Source organism: Paenalicyclobacillus ferrooxydans (genome assembly GCF_001399675.1).
Taxonomy (GTDB): Bacteria; Bacillota; Bacilli; order Alicyclobacillales; family Alicyclobacillaceae; genus Alicyclobacillus_B; species Alicyclobacillus_B ferrooxydans.
Genome location: NZ_LJCO01000020.1, coordinates 36,350 through 56,586, shown reverse-complemented (window position 1 = coordinate 56,586; position 20,237 = coordinate 36,350). Strand labels below are relative to the sequence as shown.

The following is a 20,237-nucleotide window of genomic DNA, read 5'->3' as shown; positions in this document are numbered from 1 at the left end:
GTGGTTCTTGGTCCCAGGTGCCTTGCAGGTTTTTATTCTTCGAGACGACGGTGAGGTGTAGTGATGATTGCATTCCTTGGCCCGGCTGGAACCTTTACAGAAACTGCAGCCAAAAACGCGTTTGCCGATTTGAGCCCTGAGACCTTCCAACCGATGGCATCGATTCCAGCAGTGCTGGAAGCCGTCGCACAAGGACATGTTTCCGCGGGTGTCGTTCCAATGGAGAATTCGATTCAAGGAACCGTCCACGTAACGATTGACGGTTTGCTCAGCCATCCGCGATTAGAGATTGTGGAAGAAGTCCTGCTGCGCATCGAGCAACATCTCATGGTTACCGAACAAACTCGCACAGACCAAGTTACGGAAGTCTGGTCTCATCCACAGGCACTGGCTCAGTGCCGCGCTTTCATTCTCGACCGAGGCCTGTGTGAAGTGCAATTTGACAGTACTGCAGCGGCGGCAGCAGAGCTTGCCAAACAGCAGAGAACAGACGTAGCCGTGATTGGACCAAAGTCAGCAGCCACCGAGCACGGTTTAAGCGTGGTTCAATCCGATATCGCTGATGTATCGGAAAACTGGACTCGATTCGCTGTCGTACGCATCAACCGGACAGAAGCTGCTTTACCCGGTGTTGCACCTACCGAGAAAAATGCGACACACGAAGCGAGCCGTTTTGCTCAACAAGACAAAAAAACAATGCTTGTCGTCATCCCTTACGGAAACTTTCCAGGCGTCCTTGCAAGTATTCTGAACGTGTTTGCAACCCTGGGACTTAACCTGTGCTGGATTGAGTCGAGACCAACGCGGCTACGCCTCGGCACATATCAGTTTTTCGTTGAAATTCAAACGGGAACAGAAAACGATTCCTTGCAGACCGCGATTTCGGTGCTTGAAGCGTATGGACACGGGACACGAGTGCTTGGAAGCTATGAACGCTCGGTCGTTTCCTCATGAACCGAAGAACTAGACATCGAGCCGCGATGTGCACTTTGGGCAACGCACAGCTCGAACGGGAATCTGAGACGTACAATAGGGACATTCCTTCGTGGGCTCGGAGTACCACTTTGTCATCTGAGTCACCGTGATGTAGACCACAAAGGCCACTACGAGAAAGTCTACAATCGTAGACAAAAAGATTCCGTAGTTGATAGTTGGCGCACCAGCTTGCCGTGCTTGAGGAAGGGAAGCGTAGTGCGTGTGAGTGAGGTTGATAAACAGGTCGCGAAAATCAACCTTGCCGAGAAGTAAACCAATGGGCGGCATGACAATGTCGTTGATAAACGAATACACAATCTTCCCGAACGCCGTGCCGACGACGATACCGATGGCCCAATCGAGAACATTGCTGCTCACGATGAACTTTTTAAAGTTGTCCAGCATGGAAGATTCGCCTCACTTTGACATGCGGCTGCAGGATACACAAACAACCCATTCATAGGAGCATATGCAATCTGCCGTGGACGAGAGTACACCAATATGTGAGTTTGTCCGACAAATCCGAATTCCCGAGAGATTGAAGCAATAGGTGAAAGTACATATACTAGAAGTGGAAGGCAGGGGAGGGATACGTCGTGGCTGCACCCATTTACTTGTGGTTACCAACACTGATTTTACTCGTTGTCTTTGCGAGTTGGGGTCTGTGGATGTGGAAGGGGAACCACTAAAAGTATCTGCATGGCAATGATTTATTTCATAAACATCTTCGTACAACCCATCGGACGAAAAAGCCCAGGCTTGAACGCCCTGGGCTTTTTGCAATAAAATGAATGAGTGCAGTTTGACAGGTTTTTGAACCCATAAACAGTTTTGAACCCATGACAATAGAGATTCGAATCAGAAAAAAACTCAATTTGCCAAACTCAGTGATGCGTTGGCGCGGACGGCTTTTGCATGTCCGTGAACACTGCTGCGCCAATGCCAAGTACGATGACGATGATACCGAGAAACTGCACCAGTGCCTGCGCAAATAAGACAATCATCAGAAACCCTACAACGACAACGAGCGCAGAGAAAAGCAACTTTCCCAACTGCATCGCCAGGCAACCTCCATTCGCATTTTTGTATTTATGAGCGTCCCTAAAAAAGAACGCTACACCTCGAAATTGTACCATGTTTTAACGCATTAGGCATGCATCTCGAACAGCGGGTGTAAAAACTCCCGAAGAGGATGATCCTATCAACTTTATAGCAAACATGATAGAAAAGTGAGATAGTACAAGACGCCAGGCTGTGCCAAGTTTGACGACTTGAAAAAAATGTTTGACAGTCGAAAATGAACCAACAAACAAAACCCCGGTCAGAAGACCGGGGTTCTACAAACGATGGAGCGGATGACGGGGCTCGAACCCGCAACATTCAGCTTGGGAAGCTGACGCTCTGCCAATTGAACTACATCCGCGCGATGGTGTTCAAATTCGCCGCAAGGTGACAACGATACCTGACAACCTTTTATGACTTTGATAATACTGCATCTTCCGATGTATAGCAAGGTCCATCGCATGCCTTCTCTAACTGTCTTCTGTTATGATACGAGGATAGGAGGAGAGCAACTTGTCCAGTCACGATGCAGGGCGAACCATAGCTTATGAAATCCCCGTTGGTGCAGATTTGGAAGGGCGTACAGTCCGTTCGGTTGTCCAACAACATTTGCATCTGTCACGGCGAATGCTGCGACAACTGGTTGCCAACAACCAAATCCAGTCCAATGATCAGACTGCCTACTTGAGCTCACGCGTGCAACAAGGGGACATAATAAATGTTATGTTGCCTGTTGAAGAGACGAATCTCTCTCCAGAGCCAGTGCCGCTCGACGTCCGCTACGAGGATCGCGAGTCGATGATCGTAAATAAACCACCCGGCATGCTCACGCACCCGACGGCACGCGAGCGGGAAGGCTCTTTGTTGTCTGCTGCGTATGCTCACATTTTCCCCCAGGTGCCGCACTGCGTGCATCGGCTCGATCGCGAAACCTCGGGTCTTGTTCTGTTGGCCAAACACGGTCATTTTCATCACCTGTATGACGAATCGTTGCAAATGGGAGAGATCCACCGCGTCTATGCAGCACTGGTTTACACGTCAGAAGACGCCAGTGAGGATCAAGACTGGGAAACGATTGATTTACCCATAGCACAAGACCCAAACGCCCCGTCAAGGCGAATTATCTCTGCAAGCGGGCAGCGTGCCATTACACATTACCGGATGCTTGAAGTGCAGAACGGGGTGGGGCTTGCGATTATCGTCCTTGAAACCGGTCGAACACACCAGATTCGATTGCACTTTACATCGATTGGACAACCTTTGGTTGGCGATCCGGTCTACGGCCGACGAGCAGGCACAAGCGAGCAGGCTAAGACGACTTCAAGAGCAAATTTATTGGTGACAAATCCTTCGAAGGAAATCACAAGACAGGCATTGCACGCGCTTGGCATGTGGTTTGTACACCCTGTAACCCGGACGGAACACCGCATCTTTGCGGATTTACCGCAGGACTTTCAGAATGAATGGGCTCGACGGGGCGGGGACACAGAACGGATCAACGAGCGACTGCGAACTGCATTCCTCGAGACCGAAATCTTTGCTAACATAGATACGCGAGAGGAGTTGACATAGTGGAAAGGGAAAATCACAAAGAAACACTGCTTCATCTGCTGTCCGGACATGGTGGTCCAGGTTTCGAAGAAGCCGTGGCGAGTAAAGTCCGCACGGCGTTTTCGGAATATACAAGCGAAATACGCACGGACACGCTCGGGAATGTCATTGCAACAGTTCATGGCTTTGGTGGAAAATCAGCTCCAAGTATCATGCTCTCTGCCCACATGGATGAAATCGCACTCGTTGTCACGAAAATCGAAGCGGGTGGCTTTTTACGCGTTGCACAGTCCGGAGGGTTTGACCCGAGAACCCTGGTTGGCCAAGAGGTGGTTGTACATAGTCGGGAGACCCTGCGCGGGGTCATTGGTTCTAAACCGCCTCACCTCACCTCACCAGAAGAACGAAAAAAGGCTGCTCCGCTCGAAGACTTGTATATTGATGTCGCCATGGCCGAGGAACGGGTTCGCAGTCTGGTGCGGGTTGGCGACCGTGTGACCTTGCACCGGGAGACAATGGAGCTCTTAAATCATCGTGTCAGCGGCAAGGCTCTCGACAACCGTACAAGCATTGCTATCATTCTGGAAACCCTGAAATACCTGCAGGGACTCAAGCACCAGGCGGATGTCATCGCTGTTGCGTCTGTACAAGAAGAGGTTGGCATGCGTGGCGCGGCAACGGCTGCATACGGGGTCAACCCTGACATCGCCATTGCCATTGACGTGACCTTTGCTGACATGCCAGGGCAAGATCCGGACGAAAGCTTCAAACTTGGCGCTGGCCCAGCGGTTTCGTTCGGTCCAAACATTCACCCAAAAGTGTTTCGCGGCTTGCGGGATACGGCGGACAAGAACGGCATTCCATATCAACTCGAGCTGTCACAGGGGCCGACCGGCACGGACGGGGCCGCATTCCAGATTGCTCGCCGCGGACTGGCGACCGGTGTCATCGGGATCGCCATTCGATACATGCATTGTTCTGTGGAAACCGGTTCATACGATGATATCGTCTCCTGCGGACGCCTGCTCGCCCATTACATTGCGAGTATCACAACAGAAGATGTGGAGGGACTGTCATGCTATTAAAGACTTTGACGGAAGCGATGGGCCCCTCTGGGTTTGAAGATGAGATCCGTAATCTGATCCGTGAAGAAGTGTCACCTCACGTTGCCAAGATGTACACGGATGTGCTCGGTTCGCTCTATTGCGAGAACACGGTCCAGACCGGACCTCGCATCATGCTGGACGCACATATGGATGAAGTCGGACTCATGATTGTACATATTGAGGAGAATGGACTGCTTCGTTTCAAGCCGATTGGCGGTATTGACCCGCGCGTACTCGTGTCGAAGCCCGTACAAATTGGCACCGAAAAGCGCTTTGGGGTCATTGGGGCAAAGCCTATCCACCTGCAATCCCCAGACGAACGGACCAAACCACTCGGCATCAACCAGTTGTACATTGATATCGGCGCAAAAGACAAGAAGGATGCCGAACAGGTCGTCAAGCTTGGGGATGTGTGTGTGTTTGCAACCCGGTACGAAGAGTTGGGTGACAACTGCGCAAAAGCCAAATCGTTTGACGATAGAGTCGGTTGCGCCATCCTCATTGAAACATTGAAAAAACAGTTTCAGGTGCCGCTCGTCGGGGCGTTTACCGTGCAAGAGGAAGTGGGCCTTCGAGGAGCAACGGCAGCGGGCTACCGTGTTCAGCCGGACATTGCGATAGCGCTTGAGGGGACGGTTTGTTTTGACGTCGTCGGAGCTCCGTCACACGGCCAATCCACCGTTCTTGGCGGCGGACCAGCACTCACCGTACAAGATAGTCAGACCATCGCCGACCGCGCATTCCTCGAGTTTATGATCTCGGTAGCAGAGAAGCACAACATTCCCTATCAACTGCGACGAGTCAAAGGCGGCTCCAACGACTTCGGGGCCATTCACAAGACGAGAGACGGCGTCATCGGCGGGGGAATCTCCGTCCCGGTTCGCTATATTCACGCGCCTGCACAGATCATCTCGCTCGAAGACTATCAAAACGCCATTTTGTTGACAGAAGCTATTGTTCGGGCTATCTCGGAGGGAGGATTCACAATATGAAAGACCTGATTACCCAACTCGCACAAGCCGTTGCTCCGTCCGGTTCGGAACGGCAGTTCCAGGAAACCTTGCTAAGCTACGTTAAGGACCTGGCGGATGAAGTGAAGATTGACCGGCTCGGAAACGGGATCGCACGGAAACACGGCGATGGCCCGCACATTGTTCTCGCAGCACATGCGGACGAACAAGGTGTCATGGTGATTGATATCGATGACCATGGATTTCTGCGCATCATTGGAATTGGCGAGCAAACACCGAGTCTGCTCGTAGGTCGCAGTGTTCGCTTCACGAACGACGAGATTGGCGTCGTTGGTGCTGAAGACGATGTAAAAGTGCAAGACCTGACGCTTGATCACCTGTACATCGACATCGGGGCTGCCACGAAAGAGGAAGCACAAAAGCGGGTTCACATTGGACTGTCCGGGGTTGTTGTTGAGCCAGTTGTCTCATTGACAGACCATCTGCTCACGGGTCGAGCCCTTGATAACCGTGTCGGATGCGCAATCGCCATTGAAGCATTTCGCGAGGCAGCACAGAAGGGCTTGAACGTGTCCGTCGTCTTCACCGCGCAAAATGCAGTCGGGGCACGGGGGGCAAAAACCGCCGCGTACCAACTTGAACCCGACTTTGCCATTGTGATTGATGCAACACCAGCAGGTGACACGCCAGAAGCATCGCGAAACGATATTCAACTCGGTGCTGGTCCAGCCGTGAAAATCATGGACAGTTCCACGATTGTGCCCATCGCCGTGAAGGACCATTTGATAGAGAGTGCAGAGCGGGCGGGCGTGCAGATTCAATATGAAGTTTGGACGAAAGGTCGATCCGATGCAGGAAATATTCAGTTATCTGTTGACGGGATCCTCGTAGGCGGGGTATCGTATCCTGCAAGATACACAGGACGTACTTCAACCGTCGTTGACCTCCGCGATGCCAAAGCGGCGCTCGACTTGGTTTTGGAAGCAGTCCGCAGTTTTGGGCAGTAATCACGAAGGATCAATACAGGGGGAGGCATGGCCGTGTTGAGGTATCTGTCCAGCGGGGAATCTCATGGTCCACAGTTGACCATCGTTATCGAGGGATTTCCAAGCAATCTGAAGGTGTCTCGGTCAGCCATTGATGCGGCGTTGCGCCAAAGACAGATGGGGTATGGCCGAGGCTATCGACAAAAAATTGAAACCGATACGGTTGAAGTGACGAGTGGACTCCGATTCGGAAAAACACTCGGCTCTCCGATTACCATGCATGTCGTGAACCGGGATTTTGCGCACTGGACAGATCGGATGTCGGTGTGGGATGAAGAGCCGGAGAACAACAAGCATGTCGTGCGACCGCGACCCGGTCATGCCGATCTCGCTGGGGCGATTAAGTACGACCACGAAGATGTGCGCAACGTGCTTGAGCGGGCGAGTGCCCGGAACACAGCGACAATGGTTGCAGCGGGAGCCCTCGCAAAGCAGCTGCTTCTGCACTTTGGCATCCGGTTGCACGCCCATGTGGTGGAGATTGGCGGCGAAGCTGTGGCTGACGACCGCGTACCGCGAGACTGGGATGAGTGGGTGCAAGCGACTGAGACATCAGACGTACGCGCTGCTGACCCTGATGCCGCCGTCCGTATGAAGCAAAAAATTGACGAAGCCAAAGAGTGTGGAGACACCGTTGGGGGTGTCTTCGAAGTGGTGGTTGTCGGATGTCCCATCGGCCTCGGCAGTTATGTCCACCCAGACCGAAAACTTGACGGGCGGTTAGCTGGAGCCCTGATGAGCATTCAGGCCATCAAAGGTGTGGAGATTGGACTTGGTTTTGAAGCAGCTCGCAGGTTCGGGTCTGAGGTACACGATCCCATCCATTATGAGAACGGGCAATACACGCGTCCTTCCAACGGTGCAGGCGGGCTGGAAGGCGGTGTGACGAACGGACAGCCGATTGTCATTCGCGCCGCCATGAAGCCCATTTCAACACTTTATAAGCCACTTTCCAGTGTCAACATGGAAACAAAGGCCCTTGAACCGGCCAGTGTGGAGCGGTCTGACTACTGCGCAGTACCTGCAGCCTCGGTTGTCGGTGAGAATGTCGTCGCTTGGATCATTGCCGACGCACTCCTCGAAAAGTTCGGCGGAGATTCTGTGGAGCAGATTGAAGAGCGGATTTTGCTCTATCAAGACAGGGTGAACAAACGATGAGTGGAAGCACGGTCATTGAAGTCAAAACAGCCTCAAAGACCTATCCCTTTGTCATTGGTCCGGCAGCCCGCGAAGAGCTCACAGCATTTTTGGCCCAGTGCGGGGTAACGCCTGAGACGGCCATCTTTATAATCACGGATCAAAACGTCATCGAGACGGATTATCCACAGGAACTGAAAGCGCGCTTGGAGTCAGCCGGGTACACCGTCTACCTGGCTGTCGCAGCGGCGGGCGACGCCAGCAAGTCTCTTGCAACTGCAGAGCAGCTCTATCGGACTATGCTGCAGATGCACATCCGGCGATCCGACGTCGTGATGGCGGTTGGCGGTGGGATGGTGGGCGATCTTGCCGGTTTCGTAGCTGCGACCTACTTGCGTGGGATAAGGTTTATTCAGGTTCCCACGACGCTGCTCGCGCACGACAGCAGCATTGGTGGGAAGGTAGGTGTCAACCTGGCGGAGGGGAAGAACCTGGTCGGTGCATTTCATCAGCCGATCTTGGTCCTCTATGACACCTCAGTCCTTTCCACGTTGCCTTCGCGTGAGTGGACGGGTGGACTCTCCGAACTGATTAAACACGCAGTCATCGGGGATCCCGCGTTGTTCCACGACTTACTTTCACAACCAGCAAGCGATTACCCTGGGCCAGAGCGTACTGCAGAACTCGTCGCTAGAGCTGCCAGAGTCAAGATACAGATTGTTGAACAAGACGAGCAAGAGTCTGGTCTTCGTATGCTCCTCAATGTTGGCCACACTGTCGGGCACGCGATTGAGCAGAAGTCGGATTACTCTATTCACCACGGTGAAGCGGTCGCAATGGGGCTGATTGTGGAAGCTGAGTTGGCCGTGAACAAAGGATGGTTATCGAGTTCCGATAGAGATCTGATCATCCAAGCGTTATGTCTCCACGGACTGCCGACCGGTCGACCGGATCAGCCGATCTCACCAATCCTTGAAATCATGAATCTAGACAAGAAACATCAGAGGCAATCGTGGACGTTTGCGGTTCCCTTCGGGATTGGCGATGTTCGCGTCGTTCGTGACGTCTCCCGTGAAGACGTGATACGGGCATGGGAAGCGACGAACATTTGGAGAGAGGGTGGAGTCGAGTGATGAAAGTTCGGGGAATCAGAGGAGCCACAACTGTCAACGAGAACTCTGCCGAGGCCATTTTTGAAGCGACGCAAGAACTAATGAGAGAGATTGTGCGTCAAAACGACATCGATATCGATAACGTCGCGAGCGTGTTCCTCACGATGACCCAAGACCTGAATGCTGACTTTCCAGCCAAGGCGGTACGGAGTTTGCCAGGATGGCAATGGGTGCCTCTGATGTGTGCGCCGGAACTGAGTATCGAAAACGCCATGAAGCACTGTGTACGCGTGTTAATTCACGCCAATACCACTCGGTCACAAAAGGAACTCATCCACGTCTATCTGAGAGAAGCAGTGGCACTTCGACCTGACGTCGTGGAACGGCAAACACAAAGCACAGGCTCGGATAAGGGTTGACGAAATGATGCACAACCCTTATCATCGACCATAAGTTAGATTGTACAGTACGTGTTGCACTAGTACCGAAGTTGAGCCGAGTTTTAGAGCAGAAACACCGAGAATCGTCAGATGTTGAGCTGAGTTGAGCGGAGACGGGCCTGGTCCGTAATGTGTGTTACTGGATTGCCACCATCCGCACGTTGGATATTTTTCCAATGCTGTGGATATTTTTGTTTATCGGTGGTTGGCCGTCAACCCCTCGACTCAGAGTGAGCCGAGAGGAGAGATTGATGATGCAGAGTTTTGTTTCAGATGTATTGCACCAGGTATCTCGTGGAGAAACCCTCTCCGTCGAAACCGCAGAATCCTTTATGAACCGCCTGATGGCTGGCGAAATCTCCGCTGTACAGACTGCAGGTCTGTTAGCGGCAATGGCTGTACGCGGGGAGTCCGTTGAGGAAATTATCGGATTTGCGAGGGCCATGCGTGCCAACAGTCTCCGTGTGGACACGGGACTTGACGTGGTGGATACGTGCGGCACCGGCGGTGACGGAGCCAACACCTTTAATATTTCAACTGCAGCCGCTCTAGTGGCATCTGCTGTTTCAGTCCCCATTGCAAAACACGGCAACCGTGCAGTCTCGAGTAAGAGCGGCAGCGCTGACATTTTGTCAGCTCTTGGAGCCCGCATTGACCTTGATGACATGGAAGCGGTCGCTTGCCTCAATCAAACAAACCTGTGCTTCCTGTTCGCCCAGACCTTTCATCCCGCAATGAAACACGCCGCGGAGCCTCGCAAACAGCTTGGTTTCCGAACCATCTTCAATATCCTTGGACCGCTCACCAACCCCGCTGGTGCCACCAAACAGGTTCTCGGGGTTTATCGGCCCGAGCTCGTGGATAAAGTCGCGGAGGCCCTCGGCGCGCTCGGAACCAAACACGCCCTCGTCGTACATGGCAGCGGCGGTATCGATGAACTCTCGATTCAGGGTGCGACCAAAATTGCTGAAGTCAGAGACGGCCAGGTGCGCATCACTGAGATCACACCCGAAGATGTCGGTTTACGGCGGGCGCCCATCTCAGAAGTCGTGGGCGGAAATGCCGAACAGAACGCGCAAATCCTGCGTGAGGTATTTGCAGGTTCACCTGGTCCGAAGCGAGACATCGTACTCTTGAACGCGGGCGCAGTCTTGTACGTGGGCGGAAAGGCCGAAAGCATTCGAGAAGGCGTCGCGCTGTCCGGGCAGGCCATTGATTCGGGGCGTGTCCTTAGACAACTTGACTCCTTTGTTCGCACAACACACGCAGTCCACCATGAAGAAGCAGAGGTAGCCCAATGAGCTCAAACTTTCTGGAACGCATTCTGGCAACAAAACGAAACGAGATCGCCGTGTTAAAAGACCGGGTCCCGCAGATAACTGCCCAACGGGCGCTGCCGCCAAGCGGTTTCGCGACCCAGATACAATCCGCAAAAACGCTTGCAGTTGTGGCGGAGGTTAAGAAAGCAAGCCCGTCGAAGGGACTTATCCAGCCGAACTTTCAACCGGTGGAAACTGGACTTACGTACGAACGTGCAGGGGCCTCTTGCATCTCTGTGTTGACGGACGCACAGTACTTTATGGGTTCTACTGAGATTTTAGAGCGTGTTCGACAGTCTGTAACGATACCGGTGCTGCGCAAGGACTTCATTATTGACGAGGTTCAAGTGGACGAAGCGTATCACGCGGGAGCAGATGCACTCTTACTCATCTGTGCAGCTCTCTCACCATCGAGGCTGCGTGAGCTGTCGACGTACACTAGAGGTCTTGGCATGGATGTACTGATTGAGATCCACTCGGAAGCCGAGCTTGACGCAGCACTCGCTGCAGATGCGTCCGTGATTGGGGTAAACAACCGTGACCTGACCACCTTTGAAGTCCGACTTGAGACGTCAGAACACCTCATACCCCTAGTCCCGGCAGGGATTCCTACACTTGCAGAAAGCGGAATAGGCGGTGCGGCGGATGCAATGCGGATGGCCGCCTGCGGTGCTTCCGGAATCCTCGTCGGAGAATCGCTGATGAGGGCCGGCACAGGGAACTCGATTGCGGAGGCACTCCAAAGCCTTCAAGTTGCAAAGTCACATGTTGGTATTGGGGAAAGCTGATGGTACAGTTGAAGATTTGCGGGATGCGACCGGGTGATGACCTGTCATTCACCCGGCACCCTGAAATTACACATGTCGGATTCATTTTTGTCCCAGAGAGCAGGCGTTGTGTCACAGCGGCGGACGCCGCAGAGATGGGAAAACATATCGATGACAGTTGCAAAAAAGTCGGTGTATTCGTGAACGAACTGCTCGAGCGCGTGATCGATACCGCACGAACTGCTAGGCTCGACGTGATACAGTTACATGGAAATGAATCGATAGAAACTTGCGAGACCCTGAAAGACATGGGCTGGACTGTGTGGAAATCCCTATCTGTCCACAGAGAAGAAAACACAGACGGTCTTGTCCAGACCATAGAGACTTATGCACCTCACGTGGATGCCATTCTGCTCGATGCGGCGCCGCCGAAGGACGCTGGCAAGTCAGTCACAGGGGGACACGGCGTCTCATTTGATTGGTCCAAGCTTTCAGAGCTCAATGAACAGATGAAGTCTAATCTTGTAGTTCCCATCTGGGTTGCTGGTGGAATCCGCCCGGACAACGCAGCGACATTACTTGACACCTATCAGCCGTTCGGTCTCGACGTCTCTTCTGGCGTAGAGGAAAACGGGCGCAAATCCAACCAACAAATAGAAGCTATGCGTGAGGCGGTGAGGCACTATGAAAACAACCACACAGCTGCCCGATAAGAATGGGCGATTTGGAGATTTTGGAGGCCGTTATGTACCGGAGACTTTAATGTCTGCATTGGCCGAACTCGAACAGGCATATGAACGTTTCACCGCCAACAAGTCGTTTCAAGATGAACTGGCCTACTACCTGAAAAGCTACTCTGGACGACCAACGCCGCTCTACTTCGCCGAGCGGTTCACCGAGCATGTCGGCGGGGCCAAGGTGTATCTCAAACGGGAAGACCTGAATCACACAGGAGCACATAAAATCAACAACACCATCGGTCAAGCGCTGCTCGCGATGCGCATGGGCAAAAAACGTGTCATTGCGGAAACGGGAGCAGGCCAACACGGGGTTGCCACGGCTACGGTGGCGGCGAGGTTTGGGCTGGAGTGCACTGTCTTTATGGGCGAAGAGGATATGGAACGGCAAGCTTTGAACGTGTTTCGCATGCGTATGCTCGGCGCTGAGGTTGTGCCGGCTACGTCAGGGACGAAAACCTTGAAGGATGCAACAAACGAAGCCATCCGCCACTGGGTCGAGCACGTCGAAGACACCTACTACATCATCGGCTCTGTTGTTGGACCGCATCCGTATCCGCGGATTGTGCGCGATTTTCAAAGGATTATTGGAGATGAAACAAGACAGCAGATGCTGGATTTGGAAGGTCGATTGCCACACACTGTGATCGCGTGCGTTGGTGGTGGCAGCAATGCAATGGGAATGTTCTACCCGTTTGTGGCTGACGAATCCGTACGCCTGATTGGTGTAGAGGCAGCTGGTAAGGGGTTGGAATCTGGACTCCATGCAGCCAGTATCGGAAAGGGCACGCCTGGCGTCCTGCACGGATCCATGATGTACCTATTGCAAGATGAGTTCGGGCAAGTTACACCTGCGCACTCCATTTCTGCAGGCCTCGACTATCCGGGGATTGGACCTGAGCACAGTTATCTCCATGCAAGCGGACGGGCACAATACGTGCCAATTACGGACGATGAAGCACTTGAAGCGTTTTATCTCCTGTCGAAAACAGAAGGAATTATTCCGGCACTTGAAAGCGCACATGCCGTAGCACAGGCACAGAAGACAGCACGTGAGATGTCACCGGATGAATCTCTGGTCATCTGCCTATCGGGTCGCGGAGATAAAGATGTGGAGCAGATTGCGCGAATGACAGGAGGGGTCGTCGATGACGAGAATTAAATCTGCATTTGAGAGGCAAACCGCCAGAGCTGCTGCACTGATTCCGTTTCTCAATACGGGCGATCCCGATTTCGACACCTCTCTGGAGTTGTTTCGGACAGTCCTCAGGACAGGTGCCGACATCGTCGAGATAGGGGCCCCATACTCTGATCCATTAGCAGATGGGCCTGTGATTCAAGCCTCTGCAGTGCGCAGCCTGCGCGCTGGCTTTCAGTTTCCCCACGTTTTCGAGATGACAAGTCGCTTACGCCGAGACACCGATAAGGGACTCGTACTTTTCTCGTATTTCAATCCACTCCTGCAGTACGGCATCGACCGTTTCTTTGCCGACGCAGTGAGTTCTGGGGCGGACGGCGTGATTATACCGGACCTCCCGTTTGAAGAGAGTGCACTGGTGCGGCAAGTTGCTGACCGACAAGGCATTGAATTGATCCCGCTCGTTGCGCCAACGAGTTCAGAGGAGCGGATCGCCAAAATCTGTGAGGAAGCCAGAGGATTTGTGTACTGCGTCTCGTCACTCGGGGTCACAGGCGAGCGAGCGAAAATGTCCGAGCGGGTCCAGGATCTTGTGAGGCTCGCCCGGTCGTACACTCGTCTTCCCATTGCGGTAGGGTTCGGCGTCAGCGGTGCTCCTCAGGCTCGGTTCATCGCAGGGTTTGCAGATGGTGTCATTGTTGGAAGCGCCTATGTGCGGCGGATCGAAGAATCACTCGAAGCGCCAGACCAGACAGAGAGATACGCACTTGCCATAGATGGTGTGAGCCAGTTTACGAAGGAATTGACAGATGCAATTTCAGACGTAAGTGCTAAATCATGAGAGAAGGAGTGGGGAGACGTGATTGTAGTCATGAAAGAGGGAGCAACCGTGGAAGAGGTGCAGGGCGTCGTGGAACTACTGGAGAGTAAAGGCTTAAGCGCACACGTTTCAGAGGGTGCCGAAAAGACGATTGTTGGTGTCATTGGCCCAAAAGACCGTGTCCGCGAACTCCCGCTCGAAGCGCTTGCTGGTGTAGAAAAAGTGGTTGTGGTCAGTAATCCGTTCAAGCTCGCGAGCAGGGCATTCCACCCACAAGATACGCTCGTTCAAGTCGGAAACAGCATCATTGGCGGCGGTGCCCCTGTTGTTATTGCGGGTCCGTGCTCCGTCGAATCCCGTGAGCAGATCATCGAGGCTGCGCACATGGTGAAACGCGCCGGTGGACAATTGTTACGCGGCGGCGCTTTCAAGCCGCGGACATCGCCGTACTCCTTCCAAGGTCTCGGCGAGGAAGGGCTGAAATACCTCGCGATGGCCAGAGAGGAAACCGGTCTGCCTGTTGTGACCGAGATTATGGATGCCGAACTGTTGCCGATGATGGAATCGTATGTGGACGTTTTGCAGATTGGTGCCCGTAATATGCAGAACTACACATTGTTAAAAGCAGTTGGCCGCTCAACCAAACCGGTTCTTTTAAAACGTGGCCTGTCCGCTACCATTGAGGAATGGTTGATGGCTGCAGAGTACGTCCTTGCAGGCGGCAATCCGAATGTCATTCTGTGTGAGCGCGGAATCCGTACGTTTGAGACATATACCCGAAACACCCTTGACCTGAATGCAGTTCCCGTTGTGCAGTACTTGTCACATTTGCCCGTGCTTGTAGACCCCAGTCATGGTGTCGGCAACTGGCGGTATGTTACGGCGATGGCCAGGGCAGGAATCGCGGCAGGCGCCAACGGTCTCATTGTCGAAGTGCATCAAAACCCGAAAGAAGCACTCTCAGATGGCGACCAGTCGCTGACGATGGAGAACTTCGAGCAACTGATGTCTGAGATTCGCCGGATTTCAGCTGCCATGGAGCCGGAGACTGCTGGAGCGCTGTCGAGACACTCGTAAATGACAACACCTGTGCATCCGAGACGCGTACTGATCATTGGTTGTGGTCTGATTGGGACTTCGATGGCACTCGCTATCACAGATCACTATCCCGACACGGTGGTGGACGGCGTGGATACTTCACGCCGTCACCGCGACCTTGCAGTTGAAACCAAGACCTTTCACCAGGTGTTTGCAGAACTCCCGAACGAGCAATACGACTTGGCGGTTTTGGCCATTCCAGTCCAAGCAGCTTGCGCACTACTTGTACCCGCATCAGAGCATGCGGCATTGGTGATGGATGTATGCAGCGTGAAAGTCCCCATCTGCGACGAAGCCTTGCAAAGAGGATTAACAGATACGTTTGTGCCAACACATCCCATGGCGGGAACAGCGGGGCAGGGACCGATGGCTGGCATCCGTTCACTGTTTGAACAGCAACCCTGGATTCTGCTTCGGGACTGGGACACCTCTGGACTTCTGACAGAATGGCTGGCTGGTCTCAGTGCAAAAATCGAATGGGCAGACAACGCAGCAGAACATGACGCAGCGATGGCGGCGGTAAGTCATGGTAACCATCTGATGTCTGTCGCAGCTATGCTGGCGGCGGACGGGGGACTTCAGGAGACTGGCGGTCAAACGTGGCCCGGGTTCACAGGACCAGGGTTTCGCGATGTAACAAGACTCAGTGCGTCTGGCCACGCGTTTTGGGTGCCAACCCTGATGGCCAATCGAGAATCGGTGCTCTCCTACTTGGAGCGAGCACAAGAAACGCTCGAAGTCCTTCAAAAGGTACTCCACCAAAGAGACGAACAAGGACTCGCAAGCATACTGGAACAGGCAAAACAGGCGAAGGACCGATGGACAAAGCGTCAAGTGTAACGACGTGTTGCACTTGACATTTTGCGGTCTATAGAATCTGAAAATTTCGTCTTGACAGCGCTTCCATCAACGGTTATTCTTCATGTTGAAGGGTGTTATGTCTGATTTCTCTCCACTCCTAGCAAAACACTTCGGAATCTGTCTCTGACAGGTTCCCTTTTTTTTCCTCGACCAGATCCACAATTCGCCAATCTCTCTATTGCATAAGATGAATACCCCTTGCGAAATTAACTCATACTGAGAATTAATAGAGGCACCAACGACAGACCTGAATCTAGCGATGTGTGAGGGATCCAGCATGCTTTCAACACTGGTTGTTCAATCAGACGGCACGATTGTAGCTGACTCCCTTGCTCCTCATTATGAGCAAACGCGGGAACAGCTGCTTCACTTCTCAGATCTTGTATTCCGCGCCGATCCGCTTCACATGTACCGGATCACCAGTCTCACGCTGTGGCAAGCTGCAGCCCGAGGATGGTCTCCTCGTGCCGTTCTTGATGTCCTGCGCACACACTCGGACCACGGTATCCCATTTGATGTCCAGGAGCGAATTGTTTCCGACATGGGACGCTGGGGACGAATCCGTTTGGTAGCACATGATGAATCGCACTTTCGACTGCAGGCCGAACAGGAGGACCTGGATGCCATTGTTGCATCTTGCGATTTGCCAAAACCCGCCAAACGGACAAAAGCCTGGCGATGGGTTTTTCCCCATGCTGTTCGCGCCTCGCTCAAACAGACGCTTGCGCATAAAGGCTTCCCCTGTGTGGACGAGCTTGGTTACCAACAAGCTTCTGCGATATCACTTGCATGGAACGAAGGCGTCTCATTGCGCCCCTACCAGCAAGCAGCCGTAGAGAGCTTTCTGTCGGACGAGACAGGGCAGAGCGGGGTCGTCGTATTGCCATGCGGTGCTGGAAAAACACTGGTTGGAATTGCTGCGATGGTAGAACTTGCTGTAGACACACTCATCTTGACACCGTCGGATACTGCCGGGAGTCAGTGGCGGCAAGAACTACTTGGAAAAACAACCATTTGCACGGGAGACGTATCCGTGTACCGCGAGACGGGGCGCCTTGGGCCGGTGACCATTGCAACGTATCCGCGCGTTGCCTCATCCAGTCAGTCTGGAACGAGACGCCATCTCGAGGCACTCTCGAGCCATCCGTGGGGACTCGTGATTTACGATGAGGTCCACATGCTCCCAGCACCATTGTTTCGCCTTGCTGCGGATATGCAGAGCGCGCGGCGACTGGGGCTGACTGCAACGCTAGTGCGTGAAGATGGTGCCGAGACGGATGTTTTTAGTCTGATTGGACCAAAGTGCTATGAAGCAGAGTGGAAAGAGCTCGAACGTCAAGGGTATTTGGCACACGTTCGCTGTGTTGAGGTACGGGTTTCGATGTCGGAGAGTGAGCGCGGGGAATACGAGCAAGCAGACAAAAAAAGCAGGCATCGGGTTGCGGCACAAAGCCGTACCAAGTTGAGTGCACTTACTGATTTAGTGGACCTCCATCCCAAGGATCCGATACTCGTCATCGGACACTATCTCGAGCAACTGGATGAGGCCGCACAACTGCTAAACTGTCCGGTTATCACTGGAAAGACACCGTTGTCTGAACGCGAACGCTTATTTTCGGCGTTTCGAAGCGGCGCGATTCGGCGGCTCGTCCTGTCCCGCGTCGCGAACATGTCAGTCGACATACCCTGTGCCTCGGTGATTGTGCAGTTATCAGGACTGTACGGTTCGCGTCAGGAGGAAGCACAGCGGCTCGGACGACTGCTTCGTCCCGATTCGGGGCCGGGAGTTTTCTACAGTCTTGTCGCAAGCGATTCTGTTGAAACTGAAATGTCTCGCCACCGAAGTCTGTTTCTGGTTGAACAAGGCTATCACTACGAAGTTGTCGATGGTCCGTCCATCTCTGAAAACCACACCGCCTGAGAGGATGATTTCCCATGAACCTAGCCGAATGCCTCAGCAACGCAGATATTGCGACACTGAGGTCCATAGCCGACACGTATGAACTAACCTGCTCGAGACACTCCAAGCTTGCATTGATGCAGGAACTCCTGTACCTGTTTCGGTCGAAGAAATTCCTTCGGGATGAACTGAAACGATGGAAAGAAGGCAATCCGGAAGGATTCCTGCGTCTTGGGCTGGAAACGCGCGGATTATACTCCGCAGAAGAGCTCACAGGGATGTTTCGACGGAGTTCGAGTGATGGTCGGCCTGGGGTAGACGATGGGGTCATTCGCGGCTTTATCTTCCCGACGACACGGGAGTCTGGCAGACTACAATACTGCCTGCCGAAGGAAATACATGAGGTCATGCAAGAAGAAACCGTTCAGGTGTTCTATGCTGTCATGGAGCAGTCCGACTCGGGACCGCTCACGTATCAAGAGGCTGACTATGCCTTGCAACGCGATCTCGATCTGTTCCTGCAGTACCTCTCACGCCACGATGTCCAGTTGACGACGGGGGGGAGCATGTACAAGCGACACCTGGAGAGAATCCTCCAGATCTTTGAGGTTTCCGAAACTCCACTTGAAGGTGGATGGAGATTTGGCTATGGTCGGCGCTTTTACGACTATCCAGACCGGTTTGCGCTCATCTACGATTACGCCTACGCAAACCATCTCATCGAAGAAGGCCGGGATGGGCTCTTGCGCACGACGGACAGAGCGGAAGAGTGGCAGATGCAAACCCAAGCGGCGCGGCAGAAATCGTTGGTCCAGTTTTACATTAGTTCCTATCGCCGTCCAATCCCTCGGCTCCCGCAGATTGTTCGCATGATGTTACTCGCGCCCCAAAACCGGTGGCTGGCTTCCGACAGTTTTCTTGATACCTGTGGTGAACTTGTGTGCGAATACTACTACGACACAAGAGAGAGCGTATGGAGACTGAGAATCCTGAATATGCTCTGTTACCTGGGTATCATTCGACTCGGAGAAGATGAAAACCAAAAGCTATGGTTTCAAACGACAAAACTTGGTCAACAATTGCTAACAAAAGGAGCTGTTGCAGCAGCATCCGAGTCACAACCCGACCCGCGGAGAGTCGTCATTGTACAGCCGAACTTCGAAATCTTCGCCGCAAGTGCCGAGCCTGCCATTATCGCAGAAATCGCTGCGCTGTCAGAACTCAAACAAGGTGGACCTTTACAAGTCTATCGTTTGACAAGGGACAGTGTCATACATGCACTCGGCGTTGGGAAATCGGTGACGAAGTGGTTGCAGTACATGCAGTCCTGCAGTCAAACACCCATCCCAGGCAACGTCGAACGGACACTGATGGAATGGGAGTCCCAGTTCCATGACACAAGTGGTACCGCAACAGACACCATGTCAAGCTGAGGATGCAAGAGGGGTGAGATGAAAAGAAACAAAATACCGAATTTTCCTAATGATTATGGCAGGAAAACTTCCCAGGTCGCTCGAATATGATCAATCACAATTGGTTTCAGTATTTTTTGACTTTGGCGCGAGGGGAAATACATTCGATTTGGCGACAGCCAGTCAGGGAGGAGACGGCTATGAGCGGTACGATTAATGTTGCCGAGAAGCGACACTTTCTGCGATGGTTCCTGGCCAATTACCAACTGCAAAGCCGCGAAGCCGAGATGCTCATGCGCTACATCATGACTCGTGAAAACGTCTTGCGCCGAGTGCATTTTGTAGAGAATTTCAGGCATCTGCCGCGCGTCATCGTCGTATCATCCAACTGTGTTCAGGTGGCTCCGTTCCGCTACTACCGCCGGAACAAGCCGGTTTCCACAGACGTGGAGCAAGCCTTTCTGGATCTGTACCAACATCCTGACGACGATGTCTACATTGGACTCTACTTTAAAGACCGGGCGAGCAGTTCGGCATACACGGCCGTTCTTGAAGAGACAACCTCATCAGAGCTTGAGCCTGCCGTTCGTGAAATGGTTTCGATGCAGGCAGAATGGCTGATTGATCAACTCACTCATTCCTATGAACGGTCACGGTTGATGAAGGATGTCGATGATGCACTCGACAGCCGCGATGAAGGAGCGTTCTTCGCAGCGAGCAGGAGACTGATTGAATTCGATAATCTAAACATATAGTACCTCGATGCATTTCGTTCCAACGAACTT

General features: G+C 53.0%; 20 protein-coding genes and 1 tRNA gene. 18 read left to right on the top strand and 3 right to left on the bottom strand.

Translation table 11 applies throughout. The features are described from left to right. Positions 1–63 precede the first annotated feature (63 nt). On the top strand, positions 64–954 hold the full coding sequence (pheA, locus tag AN477_RS05215; RefSeq protein ID WP_054968113.1) for a prephenate dehydratase: 891 nt from the start codon (positions 64–66) through the stop codon (positions 952–954). Between the two features lie 9 nt (positions 955–963). On the opposite strand, the gene mscL is transcribed toward pheA, so the two are convergent. The 3 genes from mscL to AN477_RS05205 all read right to left on the bottom strand — a co-directional run bounded on the left by mscL (position 964) and on the right by AN477_RS05205 (position 2,398). Next, the gene (gene mscL / locus AN477_RS05210; protein WP_054968112.1) at positions 964–1,380 is read right to left on the bottom strand and encodes a large conductance mechanosensitive channel protein MscL; all 417 of its coding nucleotides are present in this window, start codon (positions 1,378–1,380) and stop codon (positions 964–966) included. Between the two features lie 479 nt (positions 1,381–1,859). After that, positions 1,860–2,033 carry a hypothetical protein gene (locus tag AN477_RS24300; RefSeq protein ID WP_157061822.1) on the bottom strand — a complete coding sequence of 58 codons (174 nt, stop codon included), beginning with the start codon at positions 2,031–2,033 and terminating at the stop codon, positions 1,860–1,862. 289 nt (positions 2,034–2,322) lie between these two features. Beyond that, a tRNA-Gly gene (locus tag AN477_RS05205) sits at positions 2,323–2,398 on the bottom strand. A gap of 152 nt (positions 2,399–2,550) precedes the next feature. On the opposite strand from AN477_RS05205, the gene AN477_RS05200 reads away from it, so the two are divergent. The 17 genes from AN477_RS05200 to AN477_RS05120 all read left to right on the top strand — a co-directional run bounded on the left by AN477_RS05200 (position 2,551) and on the right by AN477_RS05120 (position 20,207). Further along, on the top strand, positions 2,551–3,609 hold the full coding sequence (locus AN477_RS05200; RefSeq protein WP_054968111.1) for an RluA family pseudouridine synthase: 1,059 nt from the start codon (positions 2,551–2,553) through the stop codon (positions 3,607–3,609). After that, complete coding sequence (locus AN477_RS05195) at positions 3,609–4,673, top strand: M42 family metallopeptidase (protein WP_211265958.1); 1,065 nt, start codon at positions 3,609–3,611, stop codon at positions 4,671–4,673. Before AN477_RS05200 ends, AN477_RS05195 begins: the two co-directional genes overlap by 1 nt. Then, on the top strand, positions 4,664–5,686 hold the full coding sequence (locus tag AN477_RS05190; protein ID WP_054968110.1) for a M42 family metallopeptidase: 1,023 nt from the start codon (positions 4,664–4,666) through the stop codon (positions 5,684–5,686). Before AN477_RS05195 ends, AN477_RS05190 begins: the two co-directional genes overlap by 10 nt. Next, positions 5,683–6,672, top strand: a complete 990-nt coding sequence (locus AN477_RS05185; protein ID WP_054968109.1) for a zinc-binding metallopeptidase family protein — start codon at positions 5,683–5,685, stop codon at positions 6,670–6,672. Before AN477_RS05190 ends, AN477_RS05185 begins: the two co-directional genes overlap by 4 nt. 36 nt (positions 6,673–6,708) lie before the next feature. Then, the gene (gene aroC, locus AN477_RS05180) at positions 6,709–7,869 is read left to right on the top strand and encodes a chorismate synthase (protein ID WP_054968127.1); all 1,161 of its coding nucleotides are present in this window, start codon (positions 6,709–6,711) and stop codon (positions 7,867–7,869) included. Further along, positions 7,866–8,981, top strand: a complete 1,116-nt coding sequence (gene aroB / locus AN477_RS05175) for a 3-dehydroquinate synthase (RefSeq protein WP_054968108.1) — start codon at positions 7,866–7,868, stop codon at positions 8,979–8,981. The genes aroC and aroB overlap by 4 nt, the downstream gene beginning before the upstream one ends. After that, on the top strand, positions 8,981–9,379 hold the full coding sequence (aroH, locus tag AN477_RS05170; RefSeq protein WP_054968107.1) for a chorismate mutase: 399 nt from the start codon (positions 8,981–8,983) through the stop codon (positions 9,377–9,379). Before aroB ends, aroH begins: the two co-directional genes overlap by 1 nt. 275 nt (positions 9,380–9,654) lie before the next feature. Continuing rightward, on the top strand, positions 9,655–10,701 hold the full coding sequence (gene trpD / locus AN477_RS05165; RefSeq protein WP_054968106.1) for an anthranilate phosphoribosyltransferase: 1,047 nt from the start codon (positions 9,655–9,657) through the stop codon (positions 10,699–10,701). After that, positions 10,698–11,507 (top strand): indole-3-glycerol phosphate synthase TrpC, encoded by an 810-nt coding sequence (trpC, locus tag AN477_RS05160; protein ID WP_054968105.1) that lies wholly within the window; start codon positions 10,698–10,700, stop codon positions 11,505–11,507. Before trpD ends, trpC begins: the two co-directional genes overlap by 4 nt. Next, positions 11,507–12,199, top strand: coding sequence for a phosphoribosylanthranilate isomerase (locus AN477_RS05155; RefSeq protein ID WP_054968104.1), 693 nt, complete (start codon positions 11,507–11,509; stop codon positions 12,197–12,199). The genes trpC and AN477_RS05155 overlap by 1 nt, the downstream gene beginning before the upstream one ends. Continuing rightward, entirely contained in the window at positions 12,171–13,385 is a 1,215-nt protein-coding gene (gene trpB, locus AN477_RS05150) for a tryptophan synthase subunit beta (protein WP_054968103.1), read from the top strand. Before AN477_RS05155 ends, trpB begins: the two co-directional genes overlap by 29 nt. Beyond that, on the top strand, positions 13,372–14,202 hold the full coding sequence (gene trpA, locus AN477_RS05145; RefSeq protein WP_054968102.1) for a tryptophan synthase subunit alpha: 831 nt from the start codon (positions 13,372–13,374) through the stop codon (positions 14,200–14,202). The genes trpB and trpA overlap by 14 nt, the downstream gene beginning before the upstream one ends. Positions 14,203–14,220: 18 nt before the next feature. Further along, positions 14,221–15,258, top strand: a complete 1,038-nt coding sequence (aroF, locus tag AN477_RS05140; protein WP_054968101.1) for a 3-deoxy-7-phosphoheptulonate synthase — start codon at positions 14,221–14,223, stop codon at positions 15,256–15,258. Beyond that, entirely contained in the window at positions 15,259–16,119 is an 861-nt protein-coding gene (locus AN477_RS05135; RefSeq protein ID WP_054968100.1) for a prephenate dehydrogenase, read from the top strand. A gap of 298 nt (positions 16,120–16,417) precedes the next feature. Further along, positions 16,418–18,061 (top strand): DNA repair helicase XPB, encoded by a 1,644-nt coding sequence (locus tag AN477_RS05130; RefSeq protein ID WP_054968099.1) that lies wholly within the window; start codon positions 16,418–16,420, stop codon positions 18,059–18,061. Positions 18,062–18,075: 14 nt separating this feature from the next. Then, complete coding sequence (locus AN477_RS05125; RefSeq protein ID WP_054968098.1) at positions 18,076–19,473, top strand: helicase-associated domain-containing protein; 1,398 nt, start codon at positions 18,076–18,078, stop codon at positions 19,471–19,473. A 179-nt stretch (positions 19,474–19,652) separates the two neighbouring features. Continuing rightward, positions 19,653–20,207 (top strand): YpiB family protein, encoded by a 555-nt coding sequence (locus tag AN477_RS05120; RefSeq protein ID WP_054968097.1) that lies wholly within the window; start codon positions 19,653–19,655, stop codon positions 20,205–20,207. Positions 20,208–20,237 lie beyond the last annotated feature (30 nt).

What these genes read in the sequence shown, in the direction of transcription:
- pheA (WP_054968113.1), top strand. Translation starts at nt 64, where the DNA reads ATGATTGCATTCCTTGGCCCGGCTGGAACCTTTACAGAAACTGCAGCC.
- mscL (WP_054968112.1), bottom strand. Translation starts at nt 1,380, where the DNA reads ATGCTGGACAACTTTAAAAAGTTCATCGTGAGCAGCAATGTTCTCGAT.
- AN477_RS24300 (WP_157061822.1), bottom strand. Translation starts at nt 2,033, where the DNA reads ATGCAGTTGGGAAAGTTGCTTTTCTCTGCGCTCGTTGTCGTTGTAGGG.
- AN477_RS05190 (WP_054968110.1), top strand. Translation starts at nt 4,664, where the DNA reads ATGCTATTAAAGACTTTGACGGAAGCGATGGGCCCCTCTGGGTTTGAA.
- AN477_RS05185 (WP_054968109.1), top strand. Translation starts at nt 5,683, where the DNA reads ATGAAAGACCTGATTACCCAACTCGCACAAGCCGTTGCTCCGTCCGGT.
- aroB (WP_054968108.1), top strand. Translation starts at nt 7,866, where the DNA reads ATGAGTGGAAGCACGGTCATTGAAGTCAAAACAGCCTCAAAGACCTAT.
- aroH (WP_054968107.1), top strand. Translation starts at nt 8,981, where the DNA reads ATGAAAGTTCGGGGAATCAGAGGAGCCACAACTGTCAACGAGAACTCT.
- trpD (WP_054968106.1), top strand. Translation starts at nt 9,655, where the DNA reads ATGCAGAGTTTTGTTTCAGATGTATTGCACCAGGTATCTCGTGGAGAA.
- trpC (WP_054968105.1), top strand. Translation starts at nt 10,698, where the DNA reads ATGAGCTCAAACTTTCTGGAACGCATTCTGGCAACAAAACGAAACGAG.
- AN477_RS05155 (WP_054968104.1), top strand. Translation starts at nt 11,507, where the DNA reads ATGGTACAGTTGAAGATTTGCGGGATGCGACCGGGTGATGACCTGTCA.
- trpB (WP_054968103.1), top strand. Translation starts at nt 12,171, where the DNA reads ATGAAAACAACCACACAGCTGCCCGATAAGAATGGGCGATTTGGAGAT.
- trpA (WP_054968102.1), top strand. Translation starts at nt 13,372, where the DNA reads ATGACGAGAATTAAATCTGCATTTGAGAGGCAAACCGCCAGAGCTGCT.
- AN477_RS05135 (WP_054968100.1), top strand. Translation starts at nt 15,259, where the DNA reads ATGACAACACCTGTGCATCCGAGACGCGTACTGATCATTGGTTGTGGT.
- AN477_RS05130 (WP_054968099.1), top strand. Translation starts at nt 16,418, where the DNA reads ATGCTTTCAACACTGGTTGTTCAATCAGACGGCACGATTGTAGCTGAC.
- AN477_RS05125 (WP_054968098.1), top strand. Translation starts at nt 18,076, where the DNA reads ATGAACCTAGCCGAATGCCTCAGCAACGCAGATATTGCGACACTGAGG.
- AN477_RS05120 (WP_054968097.1), top strand. Translation starts at nt 19,653, where the DNA reads ATGAGCGGTACGATTAATGTTGCCGAGAAGCGACACTTTCTGCGATGG.